Genomic DNA, 23537 nt, shown 5'->3' with positions numbered 1-23537 from the left:
CGCCAGCGAGGCGGCAGCAGCATCAAAAATCGCAATGTTACTGGCCGCGGTGTGGAAGCAAAGTATGTTCAGGGGACACTCCGTTTCATTAAAAGATCAGCTTTCGACATGCCAGGCTGCATGCTGAATCACCACACGATAACCATCATCGTCACTGAATGTCACGCCCTGCCGATCCCAGTAAGGATTAAAAGAAGGCACCCGCCGGAATCCTGCCTCATCCATCGCGGCGCAACGGGCCAGCCAGTCAGGCCGATGCGGCAGGTAAAGCACCAGCAGATCCTCTTGCGACGGTGACGGCGTCAGGGGATGCGTAAGTGACTGCGTAAATTCCAGATGCCAGGCCAGACCCGGCGCGCCCAGCATCACGCCACTGAATCCCTCATGGTCGGTAAAGGCACCGATTTTCTGCAATCCTAACCCGTGACAATAGCGCTGAGACATTTCTGTCAGGCTGGTAACCGGCCGTGCGATTCGCATGTGCTGAATGTGCATGGTTCTTTCTCCTCTCTGTTTACTGAGTTCTATCACACTCATCCGCCCGTCCCGTGGCCCCGAATGCGCTGCAGAATCGCGCGAAGCAGTTTAATCAGGGCGCGATTTTGCAAGCGAATGTGAATATCACGCCGTCCGGGCAAGGGGCCGTCATCGCCTGACAGACGCTGTGTCACTCTGCCCGCAACGCTGCAATCGCTGGTGAGGGGAACGGTCTGCCGCTCATCGTGCTAAAGGCATTCCCCTCTCCGTCATCTACACTTTTCCGGTATTCATACGGCGATGCCCTGTGCATTGCCAGGCCATAAAAGGATGACAATATGACTGAACACGCGCCTCAGAATCACGCCTGGTTACTGGCTTCACGCCCACACGGCGAGCCGACCAAAGAGAATTTCCGCCATGTGGCGCAGCCCGTGCCGGAACTGAAAGAGGGTGAAATTCTGCTGAAGACGATCTACCTGTCGCTCGATCCCTACATGCGTGGCCGGATGGATGAGGGGAAATCCTACGCCCCGCCAGCAGAGCTGGATCAGCCGATGGTGGGCGGCACCGTCTGTCAGGTAGCCGAATCAAAAAACAGCGAGTTTCAGAAAGGCGACTGGGTCCTGTCGCAGAATGGCTGGCAGGAGTATGCCGTTTCCGATGGCAAAGAGATCGCGAAGCTGGGCAACGACCTGCCCAACCCTTCCTGGGCGCTGGGCATTCTCGGTATGCCAGGCTTTACCGCCTATATGGGCCTGATGGACATCGGCCAGCCGAAAGCCGGTGAAACCCTGGTGGTCGCCGCCGCAACCGGTCCGGTCGGCGCGACGGTAGGCCAGCTGGGGAAACAGAAAGGCTGTCGCGTGGTCGGTGTGGCGGGCGGTGAAGAAAAATGCCGTTATGCCATCGAAACCCTGGGCTTTGATGCCTGCCTCGATCACCACAGTGCTGACTTTGAAGAGCAGCTGAAGAACGCCTGCCCGGATGGCATCGATATCTATTTCGAAAACGTGGGCGGTAAAGTCTTTGATGCCGTGTTCCCGCTGCTGAACACCGCCGCGCGTGTGCCGGTCTGTGGTCTGGTGTCGGCGTACAGCCAGCGCGAGCTGCCGGAAGGCCCGGACAGAACCTCCCTGATCATGGCGGGTATCCTGAAACGTCGTATCCGTATGCAGGGCTTTATCATCTTCCAGGATTACGGCGACCGCTACCCTGAGTTCCTGAAGGCGATGACGCCGCTGGTGGAAAGCAAAAAGATCCACTATCGCGAGCACATGATTGAGGGATTAGAGAACGCGCCACAGGCGTTTATCGATATGCTGAACGGCAAAAACTTCGGCAAGACCGTAGTGAAGGTCGGCGACTAAGAAAGTCACCGACAAAACCGGGGAGAGACTGAGCGCCCGCGTATGGCGCTCAGTCGCTGTGGTTACTTCAGGCGGAAAGCGACCACGCTGTCGCCCGCCGTGGTGCCGAGCGAGCCATGCCCCCCCGCCGCAATCACCACATACTGCCGGCCATCTTTACCCATAAAGGTTGATGGCGTAGCCTGCGCACCGGCACTCAGCTCCGTCTGCCACAGCAGTTCGCCGGTGGTGCTGTCGTAAGCACGGAAGAAGTTATCCGCCGTCGCACCGTGGAACACCAGATCACCCGCCGTCAGCAGCGGCCCACCGTGCGCCACCATGCCCATCGGGAATCCCAGCGGGAAGCGGCCAGGCAGGAAACTGGTCTTCAGGTTTTTGGTGGTGCCGACGCGGCGCAGCCACGCGGTTTTACCGGTAGTGAGATCCACCCCCACCATCCGCCCCCACGGCGGCGCAATGCAGGGAATGCCCAGCCCGGAAGCCATCTGCTGAATATGGATCGCGTAGTCACCGTGGAAGTTCTCATTCCAGTATGGCGTGCCATCTTTGGTGAAGGTCCGCTGCGTTTCCGTTTCCGGCGAGCGTTTAATCAGGTTGTATTTGTAGGCCAGACGCACCGGGGTCGCTATCAGCATCTGACGCTGCGGATCGACAGCGACAGAGCCCCAGTTAAAGACACCGATGTTGCCGGGGAAGATCAGCGATCCTTTCTCCGTTGGCGGCGTCCACGGATTGCCATCATAGCGCAGCTCACGAAACGTGATGCGGCAGGCCATCTGGTCAAACGGCGTAATGCCCCACATGGCGCTCTCCGTCAGCGGTTGCGGAATGAAGTTCAGGCTGGAAACCGGCTGGGTTGCCGCATACTGCTCGCCCGGGATACCGTCCGTGGAGACCTTCACCTGCTTAACCGGATAGACCGGCTCGCCGGTCAGACGGTTCAGCACAAACAGATTGCCGGTTTTGGTCGGCAGGATCACCGCCGGTTGTGGCTTGCCCTGGTAGCTGATGTCCACCAGCGAGGGCTGCGACGGATTATCGCGGTCCCAGAGGTCGTGGTTCGCGCTCTGATAACGCCATCTGAAAGCACCGGTTTTCAGATCCAGCGCCACCAGCGCATCACGGAATTTCTCGGTATTGCTGGCCGGATCGCGAGCCGTGCCGACTTCATCCGGTGAAGCATTACCAAAGGGAACGTAGACCAGACCGTTCTTCAGGTCGGCGCTCAGGGTTGCCCAGGCGACCGGGGTATCCTGCGGATAGATGACCGTGTCAGCAACAGGCGCGCTCTTTTCCGGGTTAGCCGGATCGAAGTTCCACACCAGACGCCCGGTGACCGCATCATAGGCACGGATGACACCTGACGGATTGCCGGTGTTGAACCCGTTATCCATGACCGAACCACCCACGATCACCAGATTACCGGCCACCAGCGGTGCGGCCGTCTGCATCAGTGCGTGCGGGCGCAGCTCGCCCATATTAGCGCGCAAATCAACCTCACCGTTGTTGCCGAAGTCAGCGCAGGGTTTGCCGGTGTCGGCATCCAGCGCCCGCAGGCGGGCATCGGTGGTGGCGTTAAAAATTCGCTTGCGGCAGAGGGCCGGTGCCCTTTCCGTCGCCTGCTGCGCCAGCTGACCGGCATCGAAGTAGCTCACACCGCGACAGGTCTGATGCTGCTGCAGCCAGGAGCGGTTTTTATCCGGGACGGCTTTCCATTTTACCGCCCCGGTTTCAGGGTCAAGCGCATGCACTTCGTTGTGCGGCGTACAGAAGTAGAGCATGCCATTAGCTTTCAGCGGCGTCGCTTCAAAGGTGTACTCGGTGGCATCGCCCTCCTGACGCAGATCGCCGGTGTGATAGGTCCACGCGACTTCCAGATTTTTCACGTTATCTTTGGTGATCTGTTTCAGCGCCGAAAAACGCTGACCCTCTGCTGTCCCGCCATAGGCGCGCCACTCCTCATCCGCGCCGCCAGTGACGGAGCTGTTTCGTGCTGTCGTGATGGTCCCCTGCTGCGGCAGCGGATCGTAGAAGCAGAGGCCGGCGACCAGCAGCAGCATCACAATAACCGAGCCGCCCAGGAAAGGATGAAAGCGGCGCTGCCCCTGAAACAGAGGACGTACCACCCAGGGCAGCGCCAGCCAGACGCCGAGTACCCCGAACAGATCCCCGCGCGGGATCCACTGCCACTTATCGAAGCCCACTTCCCGGATCATCCAGAACAGCGTGATCCACATCAGCAGCGCATAGAGCGTCAGCGCGCTGCGTTTTTTCATCCACAGCAGAACTGCGCTGAGCAGTACGCCTACACCCATCAGCGCATAAAATGCGCTGCCTCCTGCCAGCAGGAGTTGTCCTCCCATGTAAATCAGGGCAATAGCAAATATCGCCATGATTATACTGGTTATTTTATTGATCATGATCCTTCCTCGGGTCATTAGCGGCGTCAGAAACGTTAAACGTGAAACATAATTTCAACGAGATTTTAACTTACACATGAAATATGTAAAAACGTGTACAGACGTAAATCATTAATGAATTTTATTTAACCGCACCCGATCCAGACCGGTATTGCCGCTTTTTCTGCTTCCGGAAGGGACAATAACGCGATATTCATCACAATAAATTAACCTCAGGCCGCAGGTTATCGCACCTTTTGTTCAAAGGTGGAGAAATATCAGACAAACCGGGCTTCAGTAATGCTCACTTATGCGTCATCGCTGAATAAAAACGAGTGTCAAATAATCATAATGCTTTTTAATCCCTGTTCAGGGTTTATTCTTATTGCTGAAACTGGCAACGCGACTGTTCCGCATCTTTTATTTTCCAGCGAGCCCCGACTGACGCAGCGCGAAATTATTTTTCGCCCGTTTATTCAGGACAGATATTTATCACCGCCCTGTTTAACCGGCCGGAAAGCAATAATTAATACATTAATGCAGGAAGGCATTCCGGCGCTGAAAACGATTTCAGACTTTCCGCAGCCTGCCGCTTCATTTATCTGTGATATATATCAGCATTATCTTTCCAGTTTATCCGGCCATCAGGCAGGATTTTTTTCATGCAGCAATAACTCAGGCAGGTAATTATGTCCGCATTGAATGCGATTTATCGCAAGCTTCGTTTTCCGTTTAAATTTATACACGCCGCAATTCGTTACCCTGCCGCCCAGGCACGGGTAAAACGTTATTCGGTTATGTCGATAGAAGAGACGATTGACCTGTTATTGCTTAATCCTCAATTATCGCTGGCCCGTTATGGTGACGGTGAACTGGAGATGACCTGGTATAAAAACATCGGCTTTCAGCCCTTTGATCCGAACCTCTCTGCGCGGCTCAAGGCCCTGCTGCAGCAGGAGCCGCAGGCCAACCCGAACTGTCTGATCTGTCTGCCCGATGCCTTTCGCACCACCCGTAATATGCGCAGTGGATCGGCCCTGTTCTGGTTCTTCCATAAATCCTTTTATTTCAGGCATTATGACGCGCTGCTGAATAGTCAGTACCGCTATGGAAATACCTCCGTGACCCGCCCTTATCACGACTATAAAGGCAAACAGTTATCCCGGACGATATTTGATAAATTTAAACAGCTCTATCAGGGCCGCCGGGTATTAATTGTGGAAGGCAGCGGAACACGTCTGGGATTAGGCAACGATTTACTGGATGGTGCCCTGGAGGTGAAACGTATTACCACGCTGAACCGTAATGCCTTTTCTGTTTACGATCGTCTTTTTGACACGGTATTAGCGCAGGCGGTCAGCTTTGATCTGGTCTTAATTTCATTAGGCCCGACCGCTACCGTGCTGGCTTATGATTTAAGTCAGCACGGCATTCGCTGTATTGATAGCGGACACGTTGATATTGAATATGAATGGATGCTGGCCAGCGCCACACATAAAATGAAAGTCGAAGGCAAAAACGTGAATGAGGCGGGCGTACTGCTGGGTGAACAGACCACCGTGGAAGATGCAACCTATCAGCAGCAGGTCCTGCAGTACGTTGGCGAAATGCCACCGGCAAAGCCGGGTTCTGATGCCGCGGTGGTCGCGGTCGTGGTTCCCCTGCCGCACGTCAGCACGACTCACCATAACGCGGCCTGAGGCTCCCCATCGGCAGGCAGTGGCTGCACTGCATTGATGCGCAGGCGAATAATTAGCGCGATCACTGCCTGATGTGGCGGGCGGGCTCCCCGGCCCGCCGGGCTTTGCCGGACGATGCGCTTTTCCGGCATCAATTTTGCTTCAGCTCTCCTGAAACTATCAATCAGGAGAAGTGAGATGACACCCAGCCGTTACCGTTACACCATATTTTCACTGCTGTTCCTGATCGCGCTGATTAACTATATCGATCGCGGCGCCCTCTCCTTTGCAGCCAACGCCATTGCGGCAGAATACCATTTCAGTAAGGTGCAGCTCGGCGCCGTGCTGGGCTACTTTGGCTTTGGTTATCTGTTTGGTTCGCTATGCGGCGGGTTTCTGGCTGACCGCATCGGCACCAAAAAAGTCTGGCTGCTGGCGGGCGTACTCTGGTCGTTACTGGAGATCGGCACCGCCTGGGCAGGTGAGCTCGGTATGGCACTGTTTGGCGGCTCAGCCATTATGGGCTTTGCCGCCCTGCGCATTCTGTTCGGCTTTTCCGAAGGCCCGGCCTACGCGCTGATGAACAAGGCGATTGCCCACTGGGCCCCTGACAACGAGCGTGGCTTTGCGCTGGGCATCGGCCTGCTCTCGACCCAGGTCGGCGCGCTGCTGACCGCCCCAATCGCCGTGGGCCTGCTGCTGCTGACCCATGACTGGCGCATGATGTTTATTCTGCTGGGGGGCTTTTCCCTGCTGGCGATGGCGCTGTTTGCCCGGACCTTCAGCGACAGCCCGGAAAAGAGCGCCGCCACCAATCCGGCCGAGCGCGCGCTGATCCATGCCGGGCAGCGCCGCAGCGCGGCCGACAGTGTGCCGCTGCCCTGGTGGCGCTTTTTCACCAGCCGGACGCTGGTCTGCAACGCGCTGGGCTATTTCTCCTTCCTCTACATCACCTTCACGCTGGTGACCTGGATGCCGAAATATCTGCAGGATAATTTCCACTACGATCTGCACTCGCTGTGGTACGTGGCGATGATCCCGTGGAGCGGTGCCTGCCTCACGGTCCTGCTGGGCGGCCGCATCGCCGACGCGCTGCTGGCGCGCTTCCATAACCTGCGGCTGGCGCGCAACCTGTTCGCCGCCGTGACGCTCTGCGGCACCGCCTGCTGCTTTATGGCGATCCCCTATATGCAGTCGGCCGCCGGCATTATTGCGCTGATGACCCTGGGCAACGCCTTCAATGCGCTGGTGAATAATGTCTACTGGTCGGTGGTGATCGATGTCAGCCCGAAAGCCTCGGTAGGCACCTTCAGCGGCATGACGCTGGCGATTGCCAATCTGGCGGCGATTATCTCACCGATGCTGTGCGGCTGGCTGGCAGAGTATTACGGCTATAACGCGATGTTCACCGTGACGGCGCTTATCGCCTTTGGCAGCATGCTGGCCATGACGCTGCTGCAGCCGGAAAAACCGCTGGTGGCTGACGCCGAGGGCGGCACCGCCGACGTTTCTGCTGCCTGACAGGTCAGCCGCTGGGGCGCACCCGCACCCTCTCAGCATGACAGTCAAAAAAGCCGCCCCTCAGGGCGGCTTTTTTTATCCCGCAGAGGGCGTGCCACGGCGATCCCAGCGGCTGGCGACGAGCCATAGCAGTGCGGTGACACACCAGCCGATGATCCAGGAGACATCATTGCCGGCAAAAATCCAGGTCAGTGAGCCATGATGCAAAGGGTTGTCAATAAACGGCAGCTGCACCGCCACGCCCAGAAAGTAGACCACGATGCCGGTGAGGTTCCAGCGACCATAGCGTCCCTCGGGCCGGGAAAGTGCCGGGATATCGACGCGGCCTTTGGTAACGAGGTAGAAATCCGTCAGGCTGATGGCGCTCCAGGGCACAAAGAACGCCAGCAGAAAGAGCAGGAAGTGGGTAAAGGATTTCAGAAAGGCCGGTTCACTGAGCAGAGCGATGACGCAGGCCAGCGTGACCATCAGCACCACAAACAGAATGCGCCCGCCCTGGCTCAGCGTCGTTTGCTGCCGAAAGCCAGAGACAATGGTAGTCAGGGACATGAAACTGCCGTAGGCATTCAGCGTGGTAAAGGTAATCTTGCCAAAGCAGATCGCGAAATAGATCACCATCGCCATCGTGGCCGTGCTGCCCAGACTCACAATGTAGCCGACCTCATTGCCTGAAAAGGCGCTGCCGGCAATCGCGGCCACGATTACGCCCAGCGTCATAGACGCCTGGGTGCCCAGCACGGTGCCAAAAAAGACGGCACTGAAGAGTTTCTTCGCGGAAACCTGCGCGGGCAGATAGCGGGAATAGTCGGAGACGTAGGGACAGAACGCGATTTGCCAGGAGGAAGAGAGAGAAACCGCCAGCAGAAAATTTGCCGGGGTAAAGTGCCGGTTCTGCCACACCGCCGATAAATCATGGGTGGTAAACAGGGTAATGAAGAGATAGGCAAAGGCTGCCACGCCAATCACGCTCGCCAGTTTTCCCAGCTGATGGATGACGCGATAACCCAGTACCGCAATGACCACAATCAGGACGCTGAACACCACCATGCCGGTGGCGTTGCTGACGTGAATCAGTCTGGCCAGCGCCTGTCCCGCTAATACCGTCCCGCTGGCTGAAAAGCCCACATACATAATACAGACCAGCACCAGCGGGATCACGGCACCAAAGACGCCAAACTGCATACGGCTGGTAATCATCTGCGGTAAGCCCAGGCGCGGTCCCTGAATCGCATGCAGGGCCATGATCCCCGCCCCCAGGATCTGACCCACCAGTAAACCGGCCAGCGACCACACCACATCGCCACCCAGTACGACAGCCAGCGCACCCGTCACGATCGCCGTAATCTGCAGATTGCCGCCAAACCAGAGCGTGAACTGGCTGAAGGGATGACCGTGACGCTCCTGCAAGGGAATGTAATCAATCGAGCGGGTTTCCGACAGGCGCGGTTTCTCTGCGCCTGGATAGTCTGATACAGAGGGTTTGACCGACATAGAGTCCTCGCTGGAACAGTGAGAGATGCGTTGAGTAAAAAGGGATCAGTCAGTAAGACGGTTGAAGATACATGTCTATACATGTATCGATGGTGTCATGCGCACCGGAAAGTTACAAGGCAACCTGTCATTCGAAAATGTGATGATAACGACAGGTCCGCCAGGTCGATTATCCTTCCGCGATGACCCGCTGACGATGGCAGTCGGCAGGTTCCAGCTTCTGCCCCTGCGAGGAGTAAACCTCCAGACGCGGCAGCGGTTTCCCTTGCGCATTATCCAGCAGCACCGAGTGCGTTTCGCCCTTCTCAAACAGATAACGCTCCCCCCACTGGCGCATCGCCACCACGACCGGAAACAACGCGCGGCCGCGCTCGGTCAGGATATACTCCCGGTACGCGCTGCCATCAGAGGCTGGCACAACCTCAAATACCCCTATCTCCACCAGCTGCTTCAGCCGTGACGCCAGGATATTCTTTGCCAGCCCCAGGTTGCGCTGGAAGTCGCCAAATCTGCGCACATCATCAAAGGCTTCGCGCACGATCATCATGCACCAGCGTTCCCCAATCGACTCCAGCGTTCTGGCGACCGGACACTCGCTGGTCCTCAGGGCGTCCTGTTTAGCCATTCTCATCTCTCACTCTGTTCATTCCATCATGCCAGCTTAGTCATCCGGAAAAGAAGTTGCAAAAAAAAACCACTGCTGATAATTATGCTGCCACACTGGTTTCAAATAAAAACCACAAGGGCAAGGGTATGACTTCTTCGACTGACAGGGTTTCTGCAACGGTGACAGATTTGCCTGCCGCTGCGACGCCGCCGCTCCCGCAACGGATGATCTTTTTGTTCTCCCTCACCTCGGCTCTGGCCGTCGCCAATGTCTATTCCGCTCAGCCGCTGCTGGAATCGATAGCCGACAGCCTGCAGGTTTCCCCCGGCACGACGGGTGCGGTGGTAACGGTCACGCAGGCGGGCTACGCCCTCGGGCTGATTTTTATGGTGCCGCTGGGCGACTTCGTGAACCGCAAAAAAATGGTGCTCACGCAGCTGCTGCTTTCCGTGCTGGCGTTAACTGGTGCGGCCTGTGCACCCGACCTGATGACGCTGCTCTGGGCGATGCTGCTGGTGGGATTAATGGCGGTGGTTACGCAGGTCATGGTGGCGTGGGCCGCCCTGCTCGCCTCGCCAGCGCAGCGCGGACAGGTGGTGGGCAGTGTCACCAGCGGTATTGTGATCGGCATCCTGCTCGCGCGGCTGGTTGCCGGGATGATTGCTGACATGGCGGGCTGGCGGGCGGTTTATCTGACGGCGGCCGGGCTGCTCCTGCTGCTCAGCTTTGTGCTGGCAAAAGCGTTGCCGGCCACACCCCGCCCGCCGCAGCGCACATCCTCTGCTCAGCGGTTTCTGTCGGTTTTCCGGCTGCTCCTCACGGAACCGCTGTTATGCAGGCGCGGTCTGCTGGCGCTGCTGATTTTTGCCGCCTTCAGTATGCTCTGGTCTTCGATGGTGCTGCCGCTGACGGAGCTTTCCCTCTCTCATACCGCCACCGGCATGTTCGGACTGGCGGGTCTGGCCGGTGCGCTGGCGGCGTCCAGAGCGGGCGCATGGGCTGACCGGGGATGGGGGCCGCCTGCGACCGGCTTCGCCCTGGCGCTGCTGACCCTCTCCTGGCTGCCGATAGCCGCGCTTCAGAGCTCCCTGCTGTTCCTGATTGCTGGCGTGATCCTGCTCGACTTCGCCGTACAGACGGTGCATGTGATAAACCAGAGCCTGATCGTCGCGGCCCGGCCCGAAGCCGCAAGTCGTCTGGTCGGTGCCTATATGTGCTTTTACTCGCTGGGCAGTGCGCTGGGGGCGATTGCCGCCACGCAGCTTTACGCCCACTGGGGATGGCAGGCCGTCTGCTATGCGGGGGGTGCAGTCAGCGCCTCTGCCTTTCTCTGCTGGTATGGAGCACGTCACGCATGAAACTCCCGCATCTGCTGCTCGCCGTGCTGATCACCGCCATCTGGGGCATTAACTTTTCCGTCATCAAACTGGGGCTGCACGCGATCGATCCCTTTATCCTGGCTGGCATCCGCTTTACGCTCTGCGCCCTGCCTGCCCTGTTCTTTATCCGGAGACCGGATGTGCCGTGGCGCTATCTCATCAGCTATGGCCTGATTTTCGGGATCGGCCTGTGGGGCGTGGTCAATCTGGGGATTAAGACCGGGCTGTCAGCGGGCATCGCCTCGCTGCTGTTGCAGTTCAGCGCCTTTTTCACGCTGCTGCTCGGCGGCTGGGTATTCCGCGAGCGGCTCAGTCGCTATCAGATTGCCGGTTGTCTGCTGGCCTGTGCAGGGTTACTCAGCATCTTTTTCATCACCGACGGGTCAGTGACTTTTTCCGGTATGCTGCTGGTGCTGGCGGGTGCGCTGGCCTGGAGTGTTGCCAACATCATTAATAAGAGAGCGGGGACAAAACAGGTCTTCGCCTTTCTGGTCTGGTCGAGCGCCTTCGCGCCCGTGCCGCTGTTTCTGCTCGACGGCCTGGTTAACGGCACCCGCGGCTATCAGGCACTGTTCAGCCATCTGGACACGCGGGCGCTGCTGTCGATTCTATTCCAGGTCTATCCCAATACCCTGTTCGGCTACTGGGTGTGGAACTGGCTGCTCAAGCACTATCCGGTCTCTACCGTTGCGCCGCTCTCCCTGCTGGTGCCGGTGTTCGGTATTCTGGGTTCCGTGGCAATATTTGGTGAGACGGTCTCCGCGCAGAAGATTGTCGCGCTGCTGCTGATTGTCGCCGGGCTGGCCGTCGGGCTTTATGGCGCGCGTGTCGCGCGCCTGATCGGCGTGCGAAGCGGCTGACTACTCTCCGTGCCGCTGGCAGAACGCGTCGATATCGCCGTGCTGAAAGTCAGGCAGGTTCGCCAGCAGTTTCTCCAGCGGCCAGTTCCACCAGGCTATGCGCTGCAGGCGGGCGGCAATCGCAGGGGTAAAGCGCATCCGCAGCGGACGCGCCGGCACGCCCCCCACCACGCTGTAGGGGGCGACATCTCTGGTCACCACCGCGCCCGCCGCCAGCACCGCACCATCACCGACGGTCACGCCGGGCAGCACAATCACCCCATGCCCGATCCAGACGTCATTGCCTATCACCACCCGGTCGGCCCGGCGGGCGGCAAAGAAGCCCTGATCGCGGCGGGCGCTGGCGTGATAATACTCTGGGCAGTAGGTAAAGCGGTGCTGTGAGGCGCGATCCATCGGATGATTCGGCGCGCCGATGCGCACCTGATTCGCGATGGCGCAGAAGCGGCCCACGCGGGTATCCGCCAGGCAGCAGTGTTCGCCAACATAGGAGAAGTCACCCAGCTCGCTGTATTCCAGCAGGCTGTGCGCCAGAATTTCACACTGCTGTCCCACGGTGGTTTCCCGTATCCGCACACTGTCGTCGATCCAGGTGTGCGTAAGCCGGGCAGGCATAACGGCGGCAAGAGACATAATCGTTCCGGTCAGGTAAGCCACGCCCCGCTGGCGTGCTTTTGTCGCCCCACCTTACCCGCTGCGCATGACAGAGAATTGACAAAGAAAAAAGGCGGAGTGGTTAGCTCCGCCTTGTTTCAAGTTCCGGTTAACCTGCGTGACCGGTCAGTTGCATAAGGGCAACGATGATCTGCAAGATGACCCGGATGAGATCCAGAATCAGCTTAGTCAGTTCCATCACTTTCCTTCTCCTTTTACAGGAGCGCGCTGTTCGGCAACCAGGGCTTTGACTCTACCCGCCGGGCGCCTAAGCACATCTTTGTGGAGAGGGCTGAGCGGCACTCAAGGTTAAAGCCACAGGCCAGCACCACCTGATACCTGCCGGGATTTTAAAACCGTGCCCCTGGGAGCGGCCAGTCGACAATGAGGCGAGGCTCAACACTCAACACATGTATAAACATACAGTATTTTGGCGAAACTTGAAATCCTTAGCCGCACATTTTACAATCTGTTCTGTGGAGAGTGCTGAGCACCCCGTTCGCAGCACGGTTACCAGCCGGGTAGCGAACAAAAAAATAAAGGATTTGGCGCGATGCCAAATCCTTTTTTTATGCCTGCTTTCCGGCAGTGAAAACGGACCCGTCCGGGTTACCTGGCGGCGCTGACCCGCCAGATGGTGTTCCCTGCGTCATCCGCAATCAGCACACCCCCCTCTCTGTCGCTGGCGAGACCCACCGGCAATCCCCGCACCTGCTTTTGATCATCCGTCAGGAAGCCCGAGACCACCGTCTGCGGCTGCCCCACCGGTTTGCCGTTCTCAAATTTCACCCACACCACTTTGTAGCCATTCAGCGGTGTCCGGTTCCAGCTGCCGTGTTCACTGATAAAGGCACCGCCACGATACTGCGGCATGTTATCTGCGCCATAGAAGAGCAGACCCAGCGGAGCGACATGTGAGCTCAGGGCGTAATCGGGTTTGATCGCCTTCGCCACCAGATCGGGACGCTGCGGTTCGGCGCGGGTATCAACATGCTGACCGAAGTAGCTGTAGGGCCAGCCGTAGAACCCTTTGTCCTGCACCGAGGTCATGTAGTCGGGCACCAGGTCCGAGCCGATTTCATCACGCTCATTGACGATAGCCCAGAGTTTGCCGCTCTGAGGTTCCCACTGTAAGCCGGTTGGATTGCGCAGCCCGCTGGCAAAGATGCGGCTGGCCCCGGTGGCGGCATCCACTTCCAGCACCGCGGCACGGCGATACTCTGCGCCAATGCCGTTCTCGGTGACGTTACTGTTGGAACCGACCCCGACATAGAGCTTGCTGCCATCGGGGCTGGCCAGCAGCGCCTTGGTCCAGTGGTGGTTAATCGGGCCGCCCGGCAGTTCAGTCACCTCTTCCGGCGCGGTGCGAATCTCGGTTTCCCCTTCGCGATACGGGAACTTCACCAGGCTGTCCGCATTGGCGACATAGAGCGTGTTGCCAATCAGCTGCATGCCAAACGGGGAATGCAGATTCTCAATAAAGCGGTGCTGCTCCCATTTGCCGTTCACCTTGCGCAGCAGCGTAATCCGGTTGCCGCCTGCACCGCCCTTACCTGAGGCTTTCTGTACGATGCCCATGATGAGCTGCTTCGGCCGGGTCGTCGGTTTGGCCGGGCCGTTTGATTCCGCCACCAGCACGTCGTCGTTCGGCAGGACATAGACCTGGCGCGGATGCTGCAGATTGTCAGCAATCTTTTCAATCTTCAGCCCGTCAGCCACTTTGGGCATCTCACCCGCCTTCCAGGGCGTGCCTTCCGGCACCTGCATCGGCGGCATAAAGAAACTCTTCGCCTTTGGCAGTTCAGGATTCGGACCGGTCTGCTTCTGGGGGTCGATTTGTGCGCCATCATCACAGCCTGCCAGCAGGGCTGTCAGGGTCAGCGCGAGCAGCGTTTTATGCGGTATCTTCATGGTGGCTCCTCCTTAAGCGCTACGCTGACGTAACGCAAGTTGCACATTCGCCAGCAGCAGCAGCGCCACCACCAGCGTCGAAAGCGTCACGCCCAGCGGGATCACCGCGGCGGCATCACGGCTGTGAATAAACGCATTAACGACAGCGATCACAACCGCCACCAGCCAGAGCCAGAAATGGCTCTTCTCCGCACTGTCACTGCCGCGAAACAGATAAACCAGCGCGATGAGTCGCGGCACAATGGCCAGAATCAGTCCCAGCGCAATCAGCCAGCCTGCGGCGTCAGTCCAGAACTGCACAAAGGTCTGACTGTAGAAAATGTCGAACAGCCAGGCCGCAACAAAAAAGCCCAGCGGCACCGGCTCCAGCAGAGCGTACAGCGTCACGGCAAAGGCCGATCTTCCCGAGGTATTGCGCATGTTTCTCTCCATTTTTAGCGTGAATGCGGACGACGACACGTCATGCTGCTCAGAGCAAACGAGGCCGCGCCTGTAAAAGGTTAGTAAATCTGAAGGGAAAGAGCGGGTTTATTCGGCGGGAAGTGTAATGCTGGCGATGACATCCCTGTCATCGCCGGTCAGTCAGGGTTTATCTGCGGGCAGCGTCACCCAGTAGCCTGGCTGGTAAGGCAGCGGCAGGAACTTCTGATGAAATTCGCGGAACGTTGCGTCGGGATCGAGATCGGCAAAGAGATCGGGATGCAGCCACTTCGCCAGCGCCTGGATAGCCACAAACTGATAAGGACTGTCGTAGAACTGATGCCAGATCGCGTGGACGTTGCCATTGTGCGCCACCGGCAGGGTTTTAAACGCATCGCGCATCATCAGCGCCTTCAGACGCGCCGTCGCCTCGGTCACATTGGCGCCCGGCCCGACGCCGACCCATTTGCCCACGGTATTGTAGTTCTTCCAGTTGGCCCCGGTGACCACCACCACATCGGGCTGACTGGCGATGATCTGCTCCGGGTTCACGGTGCCGAAGGTGCCAGGGATAAGATCTCTGGCAATATTACGTCCGCCCGCTATCTCCACCATCTGACCGAAGTTCTCATTACCAAACGACATGCAGCACTCATCGCTGTAGCCACCGGCTCGGTCGATCATCACTTTCGGGCGATAGCCGGTAAAGTTCTTCAGCCGCGAGGTGACCCGCTCAATCTGCTGCTGACGGAACCGGATGATCTCCTGCGCCCGCGCCGGTTTGTTCACCAGTTCGCCCATGATGCGGATACTTTTCTCCGCGTTCACCATCGGCGCTTCACGGAAATCGATAAACACCACCGGCACACCGACCGCCTGCAGTTTTTCTGTCAGCTTGCCTTCATCCGTGGCCGCTTTCGACTCCAGATTCATCAGCACCAGATCGGGCTTCAGGGTTAACGCCTGCTCAATGTTAAAGGTACCATCTTTCGCCCCGCCGAAGGTCGGCAGTTTCCTGATTTGCGGATAGCGTTTCTCATAAGCCTGATAGCCGTCCCAGTCTGCCTTGTGGAGATCGTCCCGCCAGCCGATGACCCGCTTAAAGGGCGCGTCGGTGTCAAAGGCTGCCAGCAGATAGATCTGACGCCCCTCACCCAGAATGATGCGCTTCGCCTCCTGCGGCACCTCAACCTGACGGCCTGCGACATCGGTAATCATTTTGGCCGACGCCATTCCTGACAGCGTGAGCAACCCCAGCGCGAAAAACCATTTTTTCATTGTAAAAACCCACACAGATGATAATGAGAATTATTAATGTAAAGCGGCGTTACTATCACTTAAATCAGCGATCAGGGGAAGAGCGTGAATGAAAAGTTTTTTGCCGTCGTGTGAGGTGAATTCAGGTCGGAACAGAGAAAAAATTTTCTGAAAAGGGTTGTCGGATAACTGAATGATTAGCCGGGATTTCCTCTGCATCCCGCGCTGCGCTTAGGCCCGGGTTAAAAATCAATCCACCCTATTTCTGTACAAAATAAGGATCGCTGTATAAGTTTAATAGCAACACCAGTGCATTTTTTAACCCGAAACAGGACAATAATATGCCGATGCAAAACACCCTGACCCTGCCGGTCAATCCCACTCTCCCGACCCAAACCGGGTTCAGCTCCTCTTTTGCTGCCTCTGAACAGGACAAACTTAATTTCCTGATCGAGGAGTTACTGGAAGCGGGCAAGGAGAAAAGCTGCATGGAACTGCTGCGCTATCTCGCCTCCGCAGACAGTGCCGAAGAAGAAGCGTGCTGCCGTGAACTGCTGACCATGCTGATGGCGCGGAAATGATGTCTGCCCGTTTTTGTTCCCGCTCCGTGTTCCTCTCTCTCCTTCTCGCCTGACTCCTCTCCGGGTTCAGGCGCAGTTCGCTCTGCCTTCTCCCCGCCTGTAAACCTCGATCTCATTCAGCCAGACCCTTTTCTGCATTAGCCGGATATGCCGGATGCGTGCGTCTGTCACATCTGTCCGCGACCAGAGCAGCCGCGCTTATTTCGTTTCAGGCCGAAGCATTAACGTCTCCCGCCCGCTATTTTCCGGCTATCAACCCTAAGGAGAAGCGCAATGATTGCCGTACTATTTGAAGCTGAAGCCCTGCCGGAACACCAGATGCGTTACAGGCAGCTGGCGGCGGACCTTAAACCGCTGCTGATGGAAAACGAGGGATTTATCTCTCTGGAGCGTTTTCAGAGCCTGACCGATGAGAAAAAAATCCTTTCACTCTCCTGGTGGCGCGATGAAGAGTCGATCAGGGCCTGGAAGCGTAATCTGTGCCATCAGGCTGCCCAGCGCGAAGGCCATGAGACGCTTTTTGCTGCTTATCATCTGCGCATCGTCACCCTCGTCAGAGAGTATGCGTTTAACCCGGGAGAAATGTAATATGTTCGACATTCATGTGATCCTGCAAAATAGCCCGGGCACGCTCTCCCGGCTTACCACGCTGCTGGGCGATCAGGGAATAGGACTGGAAGGCGGTGGCATGTTCTCTTCCGGGACACTGAGCCACGCCCATTTTCTGGTGGCAGAGGGTGAACGGGCCCGAAGGGTGCTGGAAGCGGAAGGAATCGCGGTTGAAGCCGTCCATGTTCCACTCATCCGCCGGCTCCCTCAGCAGCGTCCCGGCGAACTGGGTGCCATTACCACACGCCTGGCCGCAGCAGGGATAAATATCCTGGTGCAGTACAGTGACCACGCCAACCGGCTAATCCTGATCACCGACAACAACCTCTCAGCCGCCGGGCTGACTACAGAATGGGCCGTATCCTCCGATGGCAACACCGCAACCCCATAATGCCCCCGACGACAGTGACGCGCTGGAAAACACCATTGCCGGTGTCGCCGCCGCGATGGCCGATCCCTCGCGGATCAGGATGCTGTCAGCGCTGATGGATGGACGCGCATGGACGGCCACGGAGCTCAGTGCCGTCACGGATGTCGCGCCCTCCACCGCCAGCGCACATCTGACCCGGCTGATGAATAGCGGGCTGATCGTGTGCCTGGCGCAGGGCCGTCACCGTTATTACCGGCTGAATGGCAGTGATATCGCCACGCTGATTGAGAACATGATGGGCGTGTCGTGGCAACGGATTGCCGCCCCTGAGAGCACAGCGCCACGCGCGCTTCGCACCGCCCGCACCTGTTATGACCATCTGGCAGGTGAAATTGCGGTGCAGATCTATGCCTCACTGGTGCATCAGGGCTGGATCACGCCCGAAGGCAGCGCGGTCACGCTTCACGGCAGACAGCAGTTTCTGGCATTGCAGATCGACCTGTCACAACCCGGACGGCGCAAAGCGTGCTGTGGCTGCCTGGACTGGAGTGAGCGGCAGTTTCATCTCGGGGGCTACGCGGGCGCCGCGCTGCTGACCGGCTTTGAACAGCAGGGCTGGCTGACCCGGCAGGCAGGCTATCGGGAAGTGGCTTTCACCGTGGCGGGTCTCCGCCATCTGCAACAGATTTTCGGTGTCACCCCGCGTTAACTCAGGAGACAGACCCACGCTTTCCCCCTCTGCCGCCAGATTCTTTTCTGGCGGCGCTTAAAGCTGATGAATCCCCACCACGACCTGTAACACGCCTATGAATCCTGTCACATTTCCGCAAACTCACGTCAGCACCGGTAACAGAAGCAGTGAAAACGCGCGGCTGTCCAACCTTCTGAATCGTAAGCCTTTAAATTGATAACGCCGGGCAATCATGCGGCTGACACATCAATTGATTCTCATTTTGCACTTATTTAGCGCCGGGCGCTGATCCACTCTTCAGTCACAGGCGCGGCAAAAAGCGTCATACCTTACTGGAGCTTCTGATGCAGACCACCTCACCCATGACTCACCGCGCCAGGATTGGCGCAATTTTCCGTGTGACCTCTGGCAACTTCCTCGAACAGTTCGATTTCTTCCTGTTCGGTTTCTATGCCACCTATATCGCTCACACTTTCTTTCCGGCCAGCAGTGAGTTCGCCTCCCTGATGATGACCTTTGCCGTCTTTGGGGCTGGCTTCCTGATGCGCCCTATCGGCGCGGTCGTGCTGGGAGCCTACATCGATAAGGTCGGCCGTCGTAAGGGACTGATCGTCACGCTCTCGATTATGGCGGCGGGCACCTTTCTGATCGTACTGATCCCCTCCTACCAGAGCATTGGCCTGTGGGCGCCGCTGCTGGTGCTGATCGGCCGCCTGTTGCAGGGTTTCTCGGCCGGTGCGGAGCTGGGTGGTGTGTCGGTCTATCTGGCCGAGATCGCCACGCCGGGCCGCAAAGGATTCTACACCAGCTGGCAGTCAGGCAGCCAGCAGGTAGCCATTATGGTCGCTGCCGCGATGGGCTTTATCCTCAACGCCGTACTGGCAGAAAGTGAAATCCGCGAGTGGGGCTGGCGTATTCCCTTCCTGTTTGGCTGTCTGATCGTGCCGTTTATTTTCGTGCTGCGCCGCAAGCTGGAAGAGACGCAGGAGTTCAACAATCGTCGCAGCCATCCCGAAGTGAAGCAGGTGTTCCGTATTCTGCTCGCCAACTGGCAGGTCGTGATTGCCGGCATGCTGATGGTCGCGATGACCACCACCGCGTTTTACCTGATCACGGTTTACGCCCCGACCTTTGGCAAGAAAGTGCTGCTGCTCAGCGCCTCTGACAGCCTGCTGGTGACGTTACTGGTGGCGGTATCGAACTTTATCTGGTTGCCGATCGGCGGCGCGCTCTCCGACCGCTTTGGCCGTAAGCCGATCCTGGTGGCGATGACCCTGCTGGCGATGGCGACCAGCTATCCGGCGCTGAGCCTGCTGGCGGCGGCCCCCGGCTTCTCAATGATGCTGGGCGTGCTGCTGTGGCTTTCGATGATCTACGGTCTCTACAACGGTGCGATGATCCCGGCCCTGACCGAAATCATGCCGGCTGAAGTGCGCGTCGCGGGCTTTTCACTGGCCTACAGCCTGGCGACTGCCCTGTTCGGCGGCTTTACCCCGGTGATGTCCACCGGCCTGATTGAGCTGACCGGCGATAAAGCGTCGCCCGGCTACTGGATGAGCTTTGCGGCTGTCTGCGCCCTGCTGGCCACCCTCTACCTCTATCGCCGTACCAGCCGTGCGTTATCCCACGCCGGTAAGACCTTTAGCTGAGGAACTGAGAATGAAATCTGCTTTACTGTTAATCCCCCTGTTGCTGGGCAGTGCCGGTGCGCAGGCCAAAGAACTGACGGTGATGATCTCCGGCGGGTTTAAAGCGGCCTGGGATACCCTCTCGCCCCGTTTCGCCCGGCAGGAAGGGATCACCCTCCATACGGTTGCCGGTCCGTCGATGGGCAAGACCCCACAGGCGATCCCGGCGCGACTGGCGCGCGGTGAACCAGCCGATGTGGTGATTATGGTCGGCGACGCGCTGACCGGACTGGAGAAAAAGGGTGAGACGCTGCCGGGTTCCCGGGTAGAACTCGCCGACTCGCGCATCGGCGCGGTCATCAGACAGGGGGCGACGCCGGTTAAGATCGGCAGCGAAAGTGAACTCCGCGCCACCCTGCTGAAGGCCGGTTCCATCGCCTATTCCGACAGCGCCAGCGGCAAATATGTCAGCAGCCAGCTTTTCAGCCGGCTGGGTATTGAGGATCAGGTCCGGAATAAAGCCGTGAAGGTTGAGCGCATTCCGGTGGCGTCAGAGGTGGCGGCCGGGAAATACAGTATCGGGTTTCAGCAGGTGAGTGAGTTGCTGCCCGTGCCAGGCGTCACCTTTATTGGGGAGCTGCCGGCGAAGCTGCAATACACCACCCGCTTTGCCGGTGCCGTGGTGCGCACCTCCGGGCAGCCGGATGAGGCGAGTAAGCTGCTGCACTGGCTCGCGTCGCCGGAAAACCAGAAGGCCGTGCTGGCCAGCGGACTGCACAGCGTGACGGCCTCAAAACCGGTCAGAGAAGCTGATACTGTTCAGTAATCAGGTTTTCCAGTTCGCCCGCGATATGCGACAGCATCCGGCCATTTTTGCGCAGCAGACCGATGGTGCGTTTCACCTCCGGGTCGGTTAACGGCACGCCCGTCAGCAGGGCGTGATCGTAACCCGGCATCGACATGGCGGGGACGGCAGCAATGCCGAGCCCCGCCTCAACCATTCCCAGCATGGTCGTGACGTGCCGGGTTTCGCAGACACAGGGCTTCTCCGGCACGATCGCCTGCAATGCCTGATCCAGCAGATTGCGATTACCGGAGGTCTTATCCAGCCCGATCCACTCATACTGATAAAACGCCTGCCAGCTCAGACTCTTTTTTCCGGCAATCGGATGATCGCGCCGACAGGCCGCCACGTAAGGGTCCTCCCTCAGCGGCTGAAAATGGACATCCGGCTGCGAACGGCTGGAGAAGCTGATGCCGAAATCCGCCTGCCCGCCAATCACCGCGTCATACACATTGGCCGCACTGCTGTCGATCAGTTTCACCCGCACTCTGGGGTAGCGCACCTGAAACAGCCGGATGATATTGGGCATGAAGTAGTAGGCCGCTGACGGCACGCAGGCGACCGTAATCAGCCCGGTGCGGGCCAGGCTGACCTCACTGAGATCGGCCATCACCTCTTCGAAGTCTGTCAGCAGCTTGTCTGAGCGCTGCGCAAACGCGTGCCCTTTCAGCGTCAGCGTTACGCGGCGCGTGGTGCGCTCAAACAGTTTGATCCCCAGTGTGGTTTCCAGTTTATCGATCCGGCGGCTCAGCGCCGACTGGGAGAGACAGATCGATTCCGCCGCCAAGCGAAAGTTACCAAACTCCACCAGCGCGCGAAACGCGTAGAGATCGTTGAGATCGAAGTTAACCGGCATGCATCCCTCTATCCGTTGTCTGGCAGCACAGGCGTGCTATGGTCATGGGCAGCAACAATAACCCCAAGGATATCATTGATCTCAGTGCCGCCCACAGCCGCCTTTCACACTTCAGCGCGGGGCATCAACCTGATGCAGAAAACGTCCGGGATAATCGGGGACAATCGCATGCTGGCTGCTGTAACGGCCAAACAGCCTGTAGCGGTTTAACGCGATGCGGTCATAGGCAAAGTTACTGAGGGTGTCGGGGAAGTGACGCAGCACCGCCAGCCCGCGCCACGGCAGAGGGAGATGCTGCATAACGCGGAATACCGCCTGCGCCCGCAGCCAGTGCTGGTCACCTTTAATGTAGACAATGGTGCTGATCTTCTCTTCCGGCAGTCCGGCCCAGCGCAGCAGCGCCTTGCCCTGCTCGCTCTGCACCGAGGCAAAACGAACCTGCCGCGCCAGCCGGTGGCGCAGCAGAAACTGAACCCAGCCGTTACACAGCTTACAGACGCCGTCATAGAGCACGGCACTTTCACCGGTTTGCAGATAGGGGGGTGATGTCATCCTGCCGCTCCTCACGTCGCTCATGATGAGCTGAAGTGTAGCGGGTTCTGGTCATCTGATGTTGCAGCCAGTGAATAACGGCCGTGTCGTCCCGGGCGCAGGCGTCAGTCTCACAGACCGGCCCCAGCGCCATCGGCCTGGCCTGACGCGCCAGCTGGCGCAGCTCCGGCAGATACTCGGCGCCGGGATGTCCCGGCAGCCGCTGCGACAGCCGTGCCTGATAGCGCGCCACCGCCACTTCCGGATCGATCTTCAGCCACAGCTCAAGCGCCTCCTCCACGCCGGCCTGTTTCAGCCCCTGCTCCAGCAGCGCACGCGGCTGAAACCCGAACCAGGCGTCGATCAGCCAGATCTGACTGGCCGGTGCCTGACCAACGATGTTCCAGATCGCCTGGTAGGCCGCGCAGCCCAGCTGCCGGTTTCGCGCGCGGTCGACCGGGGTAAAGCAACGCATAAACGGCTCTTTGAGCGCGTCGAGCGTCAGCACCGGCCAGCCAAAATGGTGAGAGAGCGCCTGCGTCAGGGTACTTTTACCAGACGCCGGGATGCCGTTCACCAGCACCACCCGTTTTACCGTATTTGTCAGCGTCATAAGATATCGATGACCTCCGCTGCGCTGCTGGCCTGACGTAACCTGACCAGCGTCTCCTCATCCTCCAGCAGCGACACAATGGCCCGGATCCCCTCTTCGATGTGCGCGTTACTGTCGCGCGCACCAAACATGATCACAATGTCCGCCTTATCGCTGCCCGCAAAGGAGATCGGTTCCTTCAGCAGGATCAGACTGAAACAGTCGCGGATCACCCCGGCTTCCGGTCGCGCATGAGGAATGGCAATGCCCTCCTCAAAGACATAATACGCGCCATGCGTCAGCGTATTGGCAATCACCGCCTCCGGATAGGAGGCGTGAAGATAGCCGCCGCTGACCAGCGGAGCCGCGGCCAGGGCGATAACCTGACGCCAGTCCGTGGCGTCAATGCCGGTCTGAATGGCGTCGGCCTCCTGTAATAACTGCTTAATGGTCATCCGCTCTCCTCAGATCGACTGGCGAACCACATTGCGCAATTCATCTATTTTGACAAACAGCGCATCGATTTCATTGCGGTAGCGAGGGCTTTTCGCAAATAAGCTTAACGCCCGGTTATATTCCAGCATTAATTCTTTCTGCGTTGCGCCATCGCGCGGATTAATAGCCAGCTGCTGCTCCAGCTGCGTTATTTTTCCGCGGCTGAGTTCCGCCAGATGGTCCTGCTGCTGCGGGCTGACCGGTTCGCCCGCTGGTGACTTTTTCAGAAATCCAAACATAGGCTCTCCTGCCCCGGATTATTTCAGGGGTTCAGTTAAGGCATGAAAATAAAAACGTTACGACTGACTGATAACC

The 23537-nt window shown here is 58.3% G+C and carries 25 protein-coding genes; 12 read left to right on the top strand and 13 right to left on the bottom strand.

Annotation, left to right across the window (positions count from 1 at the left end; all coding sequences use genetic code 11):
- Positions 1-96: 96 nt before the first annotated feature.
- On the bottom strand, positions 97-495 hold the full coding sequence (locus HFD97_RS05355; RefSeq protein ID WP_167430839.1) for a VOC family protein: 399 nt from the start codon (positions 493-495) through the stop codon (positions 97-99).
- A gap of 320 nt (positions 496-815) precedes the next feature.
- On the opposite strand from HFD97_RS05355, the gene HFD97_RS05350 reads away from it, so the two are divergent.
- Entirely contained in the window at positions 816-1847 is a 1032-nt protein-coding gene (locus HFD97_RS05350) for an NADP-dependent oxidoreductase (RefSeq protein WP_111208428.1), read from the top strand.
- 62 nt (positions 1848-1909) lie between these two features.
- On the opposite strand, the gene HFD97_RS05345 is transcribed toward HFD97_RS05350, so the two are convergent.
- Positions 1910-4267 (bottom strand): membrane-bound PQQ-dependent dehydrogenase, glucose/quinate/shikimate family, encoded by a 2358-nt coding sequence (locus HFD97_RS05345; protein ID WP_167430840.1) that lies wholly within the window; start codon positions 4265-4267, stop codon positions 1910-1912.
- 279 nt (positions 4268-4546) lie between these two features.
- On the opposite strand from HFD97_RS05345, the gene HFD97_RS05340 reads away from it, so the two are divergent.
- The 3 genes from HFD97_RS05340 to HFD97_RS05330 all read left to right on the top strand — a co-directional run bounded on the left by HFD97_RS05340 (position 4547) and on the right by HFD97_RS05330 (position 7446).
- Complete coding sequence (locus HFD97_RS05340) at positions 4547-4933, top strand: hypothetical protein (RefSeq protein WP_167430841.1); 387 nt, start codon at positions 4547-4549, stop codon at positions 4931-4933.
- Positions 4934-4935: 2 nt separating this feature from the next.
- Positions 4936-5946 (top strand): GT-D fold domain-containing glycosyltransferase, encoded by a 1011-nt coding sequence (locus tag HFD97_RS05335; protein WP_167430842.1) that lies wholly within the window; start codon positions 4936-4938, stop codon positions 5944-5946.
- 177 nt (positions 5947-6123) lie between these two features.
- Positions 6124-7446 carry an MFS transporter gene (locus tag HFD97_RS05330; RefSeq protein ID WP_167430843.1) on the top strand — a complete coding sequence of 441 codons (1323 nt, stop codon included), beginning with the start codon at positions 6124-6126 and terminating at the stop codon, positions 7444-7446.
- Between the two features lie 75 nt (positions 7447-7521).
- Here the strand turns inward: HFD97_RS05330 and HFD97_RS05325 are convergent, their stop codons facing one another.
- Entirely contained in the window at positions 7522-8937 is a 1416-nt protein-coding gene (locus HFD97_RS05325) for a cytosine permease (protein WP_167430844.1), read from the bottom strand.
- Between the two features lie 169 nt (positions 8938-9106).
- Positions 9107-9562: a helix-turn-helix domain-containing protein gene (locus HFD97_RS05320; protein ID WP_058958220.1), complete on the bottom strand. Its 456-nt coding sequence runs from the start codon at positions 9560-9562 to the stop codon at positions 9107-9109.
- 206 nt (positions 9563-9768) lie between these two features.
- Between HFD97_RS05320 and HFD97_RS05315 the strand changes: the two genes are divergently transcribed.
- Together HFD97_RS05315 and HFD97_RS05310 are read left to right on the top strand one after the other, a co-directional pair.
- Positions 9769-10902, top strand: coding sequence for an MFS transporter (locus HFD97_RS05315; RefSeq protein WP_244319731.1), 1134 nt, complete (start codon positions 9769-9771; stop codon positions 10900-10902).
- A complete protein-coding gene (locus tag HFD97_RS05310) occupies positions 10899-11783 on the top strand; it encodes an EamA family transporter (RefSeq protein ID WP_058958221.1) in 885 nt (294 codons plus the stop codon). Before HFD97_RS05315 ends, HFD97_RS05310 begins: the two co-directional genes overlap by 4 nt.
- Here HFD97_RS05310 and HFD97_RS05305 read toward each other — a convergent pair whose 3' ends face one another.
- The 4 genes from HFD97_RS05305 to HFD97_RS05290 all read right to left on the bottom strand — a co-directional run bounded on the left by HFD97_RS05305 (position 11784) and on the right by HFD97_RS05290 (position 16046).
- Entirely contained in the window at positions 11784-12416 is a 633-nt protein-coding gene (locus HFD97_RS05305) for a DapH/DapD/GlmU-related protein (RefSeq protein ID WP_167430846.1), read from the bottom strand.
- Between the two features lie 630 nt (positions 12417-13046).
- Positions 13047-14348, bottom strand: coding sequence for a sorbosone dehydrogenase family protein (locus tag HFD97_RS05300; RefSeq protein ID WP_167430847.1), 1302 nt, complete (start codon positions 14346-14348; stop codon positions 13047-13049).
- Between the two features lie 12 nt (positions 14349-14360).
- Entirely contained in the window at positions 14361-14768 is a 408-nt protein-coding gene (locus HFD97_RS05295; RefSeq protein ID WP_009090233.1) for a DUF2231 domain-containing protein, read from the bottom strand.
- A gap of 162 nt (positions 14769-14930) precedes the next feature.
- Positions 14931-16046, bottom strand: coding sequence for an ABC transporter substrate-binding protein (locus HFD97_RS05290; RefSeq protein ID WP_167430848.1), 1116 nt, complete (start codon positions 16044-16046; stop codon positions 14931-14933).
- A 320-nt stretch (positions 16047-16366) separates the two neighbouring features.
- Here HFD97_RS05290 and HFD97_RS05285 point away from each other — a divergent pair, with 320 nt between their 5' ends.
- From HFD97_RS05285 to HFD97_RS05260, 6 genes are all read left to right on the top strand, one after another.
- Positions 16367-16606: a hypothetical protein gene (locus tag HFD97_RS05285; RefSeq protein WP_009090235.1), complete on the top strand. Its 240-nt coding sequence runs from the start codon at positions 16367-16369 to the stop codon at positions 16604-16606.
- A 273-nt stretch (positions 16607-16879) separates the two neighbouring features.
- Positions 16880-17194: an antibiotic biosynthesis monooxygenase gene (locus tag HFD97_RS05280; protein WP_167430849.1), complete on the top strand. Its 315-nt coding sequence runs from the start codon at positions 16880-16882 to the stop codon at positions 17192-17194.
- 1 nt (position 17195) lies between these two features.
- A complete protein-coding gene (locus tag HFD97_RS05275; protein ID WP_009090237.1) occupies positions 17196-17606 on the top strand; it encodes an amino acid-binding protein in 411 nt (136 codons plus the stop codon).
- Positions 17584-18294 (top strand): helix-turn-helix transcriptional regulator, encoded by a 711-nt coding sequence (locus tag HFD97_RS05270; RefSeq protein WP_167430850.1) that lies wholly within the window; start codon positions 17584-17586, stop codon positions 18292-18294. The genes HFD97_RS05275 and HFD97_RS05270 overlap by 23 nt, the downstream gene beginning before the upstream one ends.
- Before the next feature lie 323 nt (positions 18295-18617).
- Positions 18618-19925 (top strand): MFS transporter, encoded by a 1308-nt coding sequence (locus tag HFD97_RS05265; protein WP_276047101.1) that lies wholly within the window; start codon positions 18618-18620, stop codon positions 19923-19925.
- A gap of 10 nt (positions 19926-19935) precedes the next feature.
- Positions 19936-20730, top strand: a complete 795-nt coding sequence (locus HFD97_RS05260; protein ID WP_111208436.1) for a substrate-binding domain-containing protein — start codon at positions 19936-19938, stop codon at positions 20728-20730.
- Here HFD97_RS05260 and HFD97_RS05255 read toward each other — a convergent pair.
- The 5 genes from HFD97_RS05255 to HFD97_RS05235 all read right to left on the bottom strand — a co-directional run bounded on the left by HFD97_RS05255 (position 20705) and on the right by HFD97_RS05235 (position 23461).
- On the bottom strand, positions 20705-21604 hold the full coding sequence (locus HFD97_RS05255) for a LysR family transcriptional regulator (protein WP_009090241.1): 900 nt from the start codon (positions 21602-21604) through the stop codon (positions 20705-20707). The two genes, HFD97_RS05260 and HFD97_RS05255, sit on opposite strands and share 26 nt — an antisense overlap.
- A 111-nt stretch (positions 21605-21715) precedes the next feature.
- Positions 21716-22156 carry a thiol-disulfide oxidoreductase DCC family protein gene (locus HFD97_RS05250; protein WP_046101808.1) on the bottom strand — a complete coding sequence of 147 codons (441 nt, stop codon included), beginning with the start codon at positions 22154-22156 and terminating at the stop codon, positions 21716-21718.
- Positions 22125-22748, bottom strand: coding sequence for an ATP-binding protein (locus HFD97_RS05245; protein WP_167430851.1), 624 nt, complete (start codon positions 22746-22748; stop codon positions 22125-22127). The genes HFD97_RS05250 and HFD97_RS05245 overlap by 32 nt, the downstream gene beginning before the upstream one ends.
- The gene (locus tag HFD97_RS05240) at positions 22745-23182 is read right to left on the bottom strand and encodes a PTS sugar transporter subunit IIA (protein WP_046101806.1); all 438 of its coding nucleotides are present in this window, start codon (positions 23180-23182) and stop codon (positions 22745-22747) included. Before HFD97_RS05240 ends, HFD97_RS05245 begins: the two co-directional genes overlap by 4 nt.
- 9 nt (positions 23183-23191) lie before the next feature.
- On the bottom strand, positions 23192-23461 hold the full coding sequence (locus HFD97_RS05235; protein ID WP_009090249.1) for a hypothetical protein: 270 nt from the start codon (positions 23459-23461) through the stop codon (positions 23192-23194).
- Between the last annotated feature and the right edge of the window lie 76 nt (positions 23462-23537).

The organism is Pantoea sp. EKM103V (assembly GCF_011800365.1).
GTDB lineage: Bacteria > Pseudomonadota > Gammaproteobacteria > Enterobacterales > Enterobacteriaceae > Pantoea > Pantoea anthophila.
Note: the sequence above shows the minus strand (reverse complement) of the source record. Positions and strands in the feature narration are given on the sequence as shown.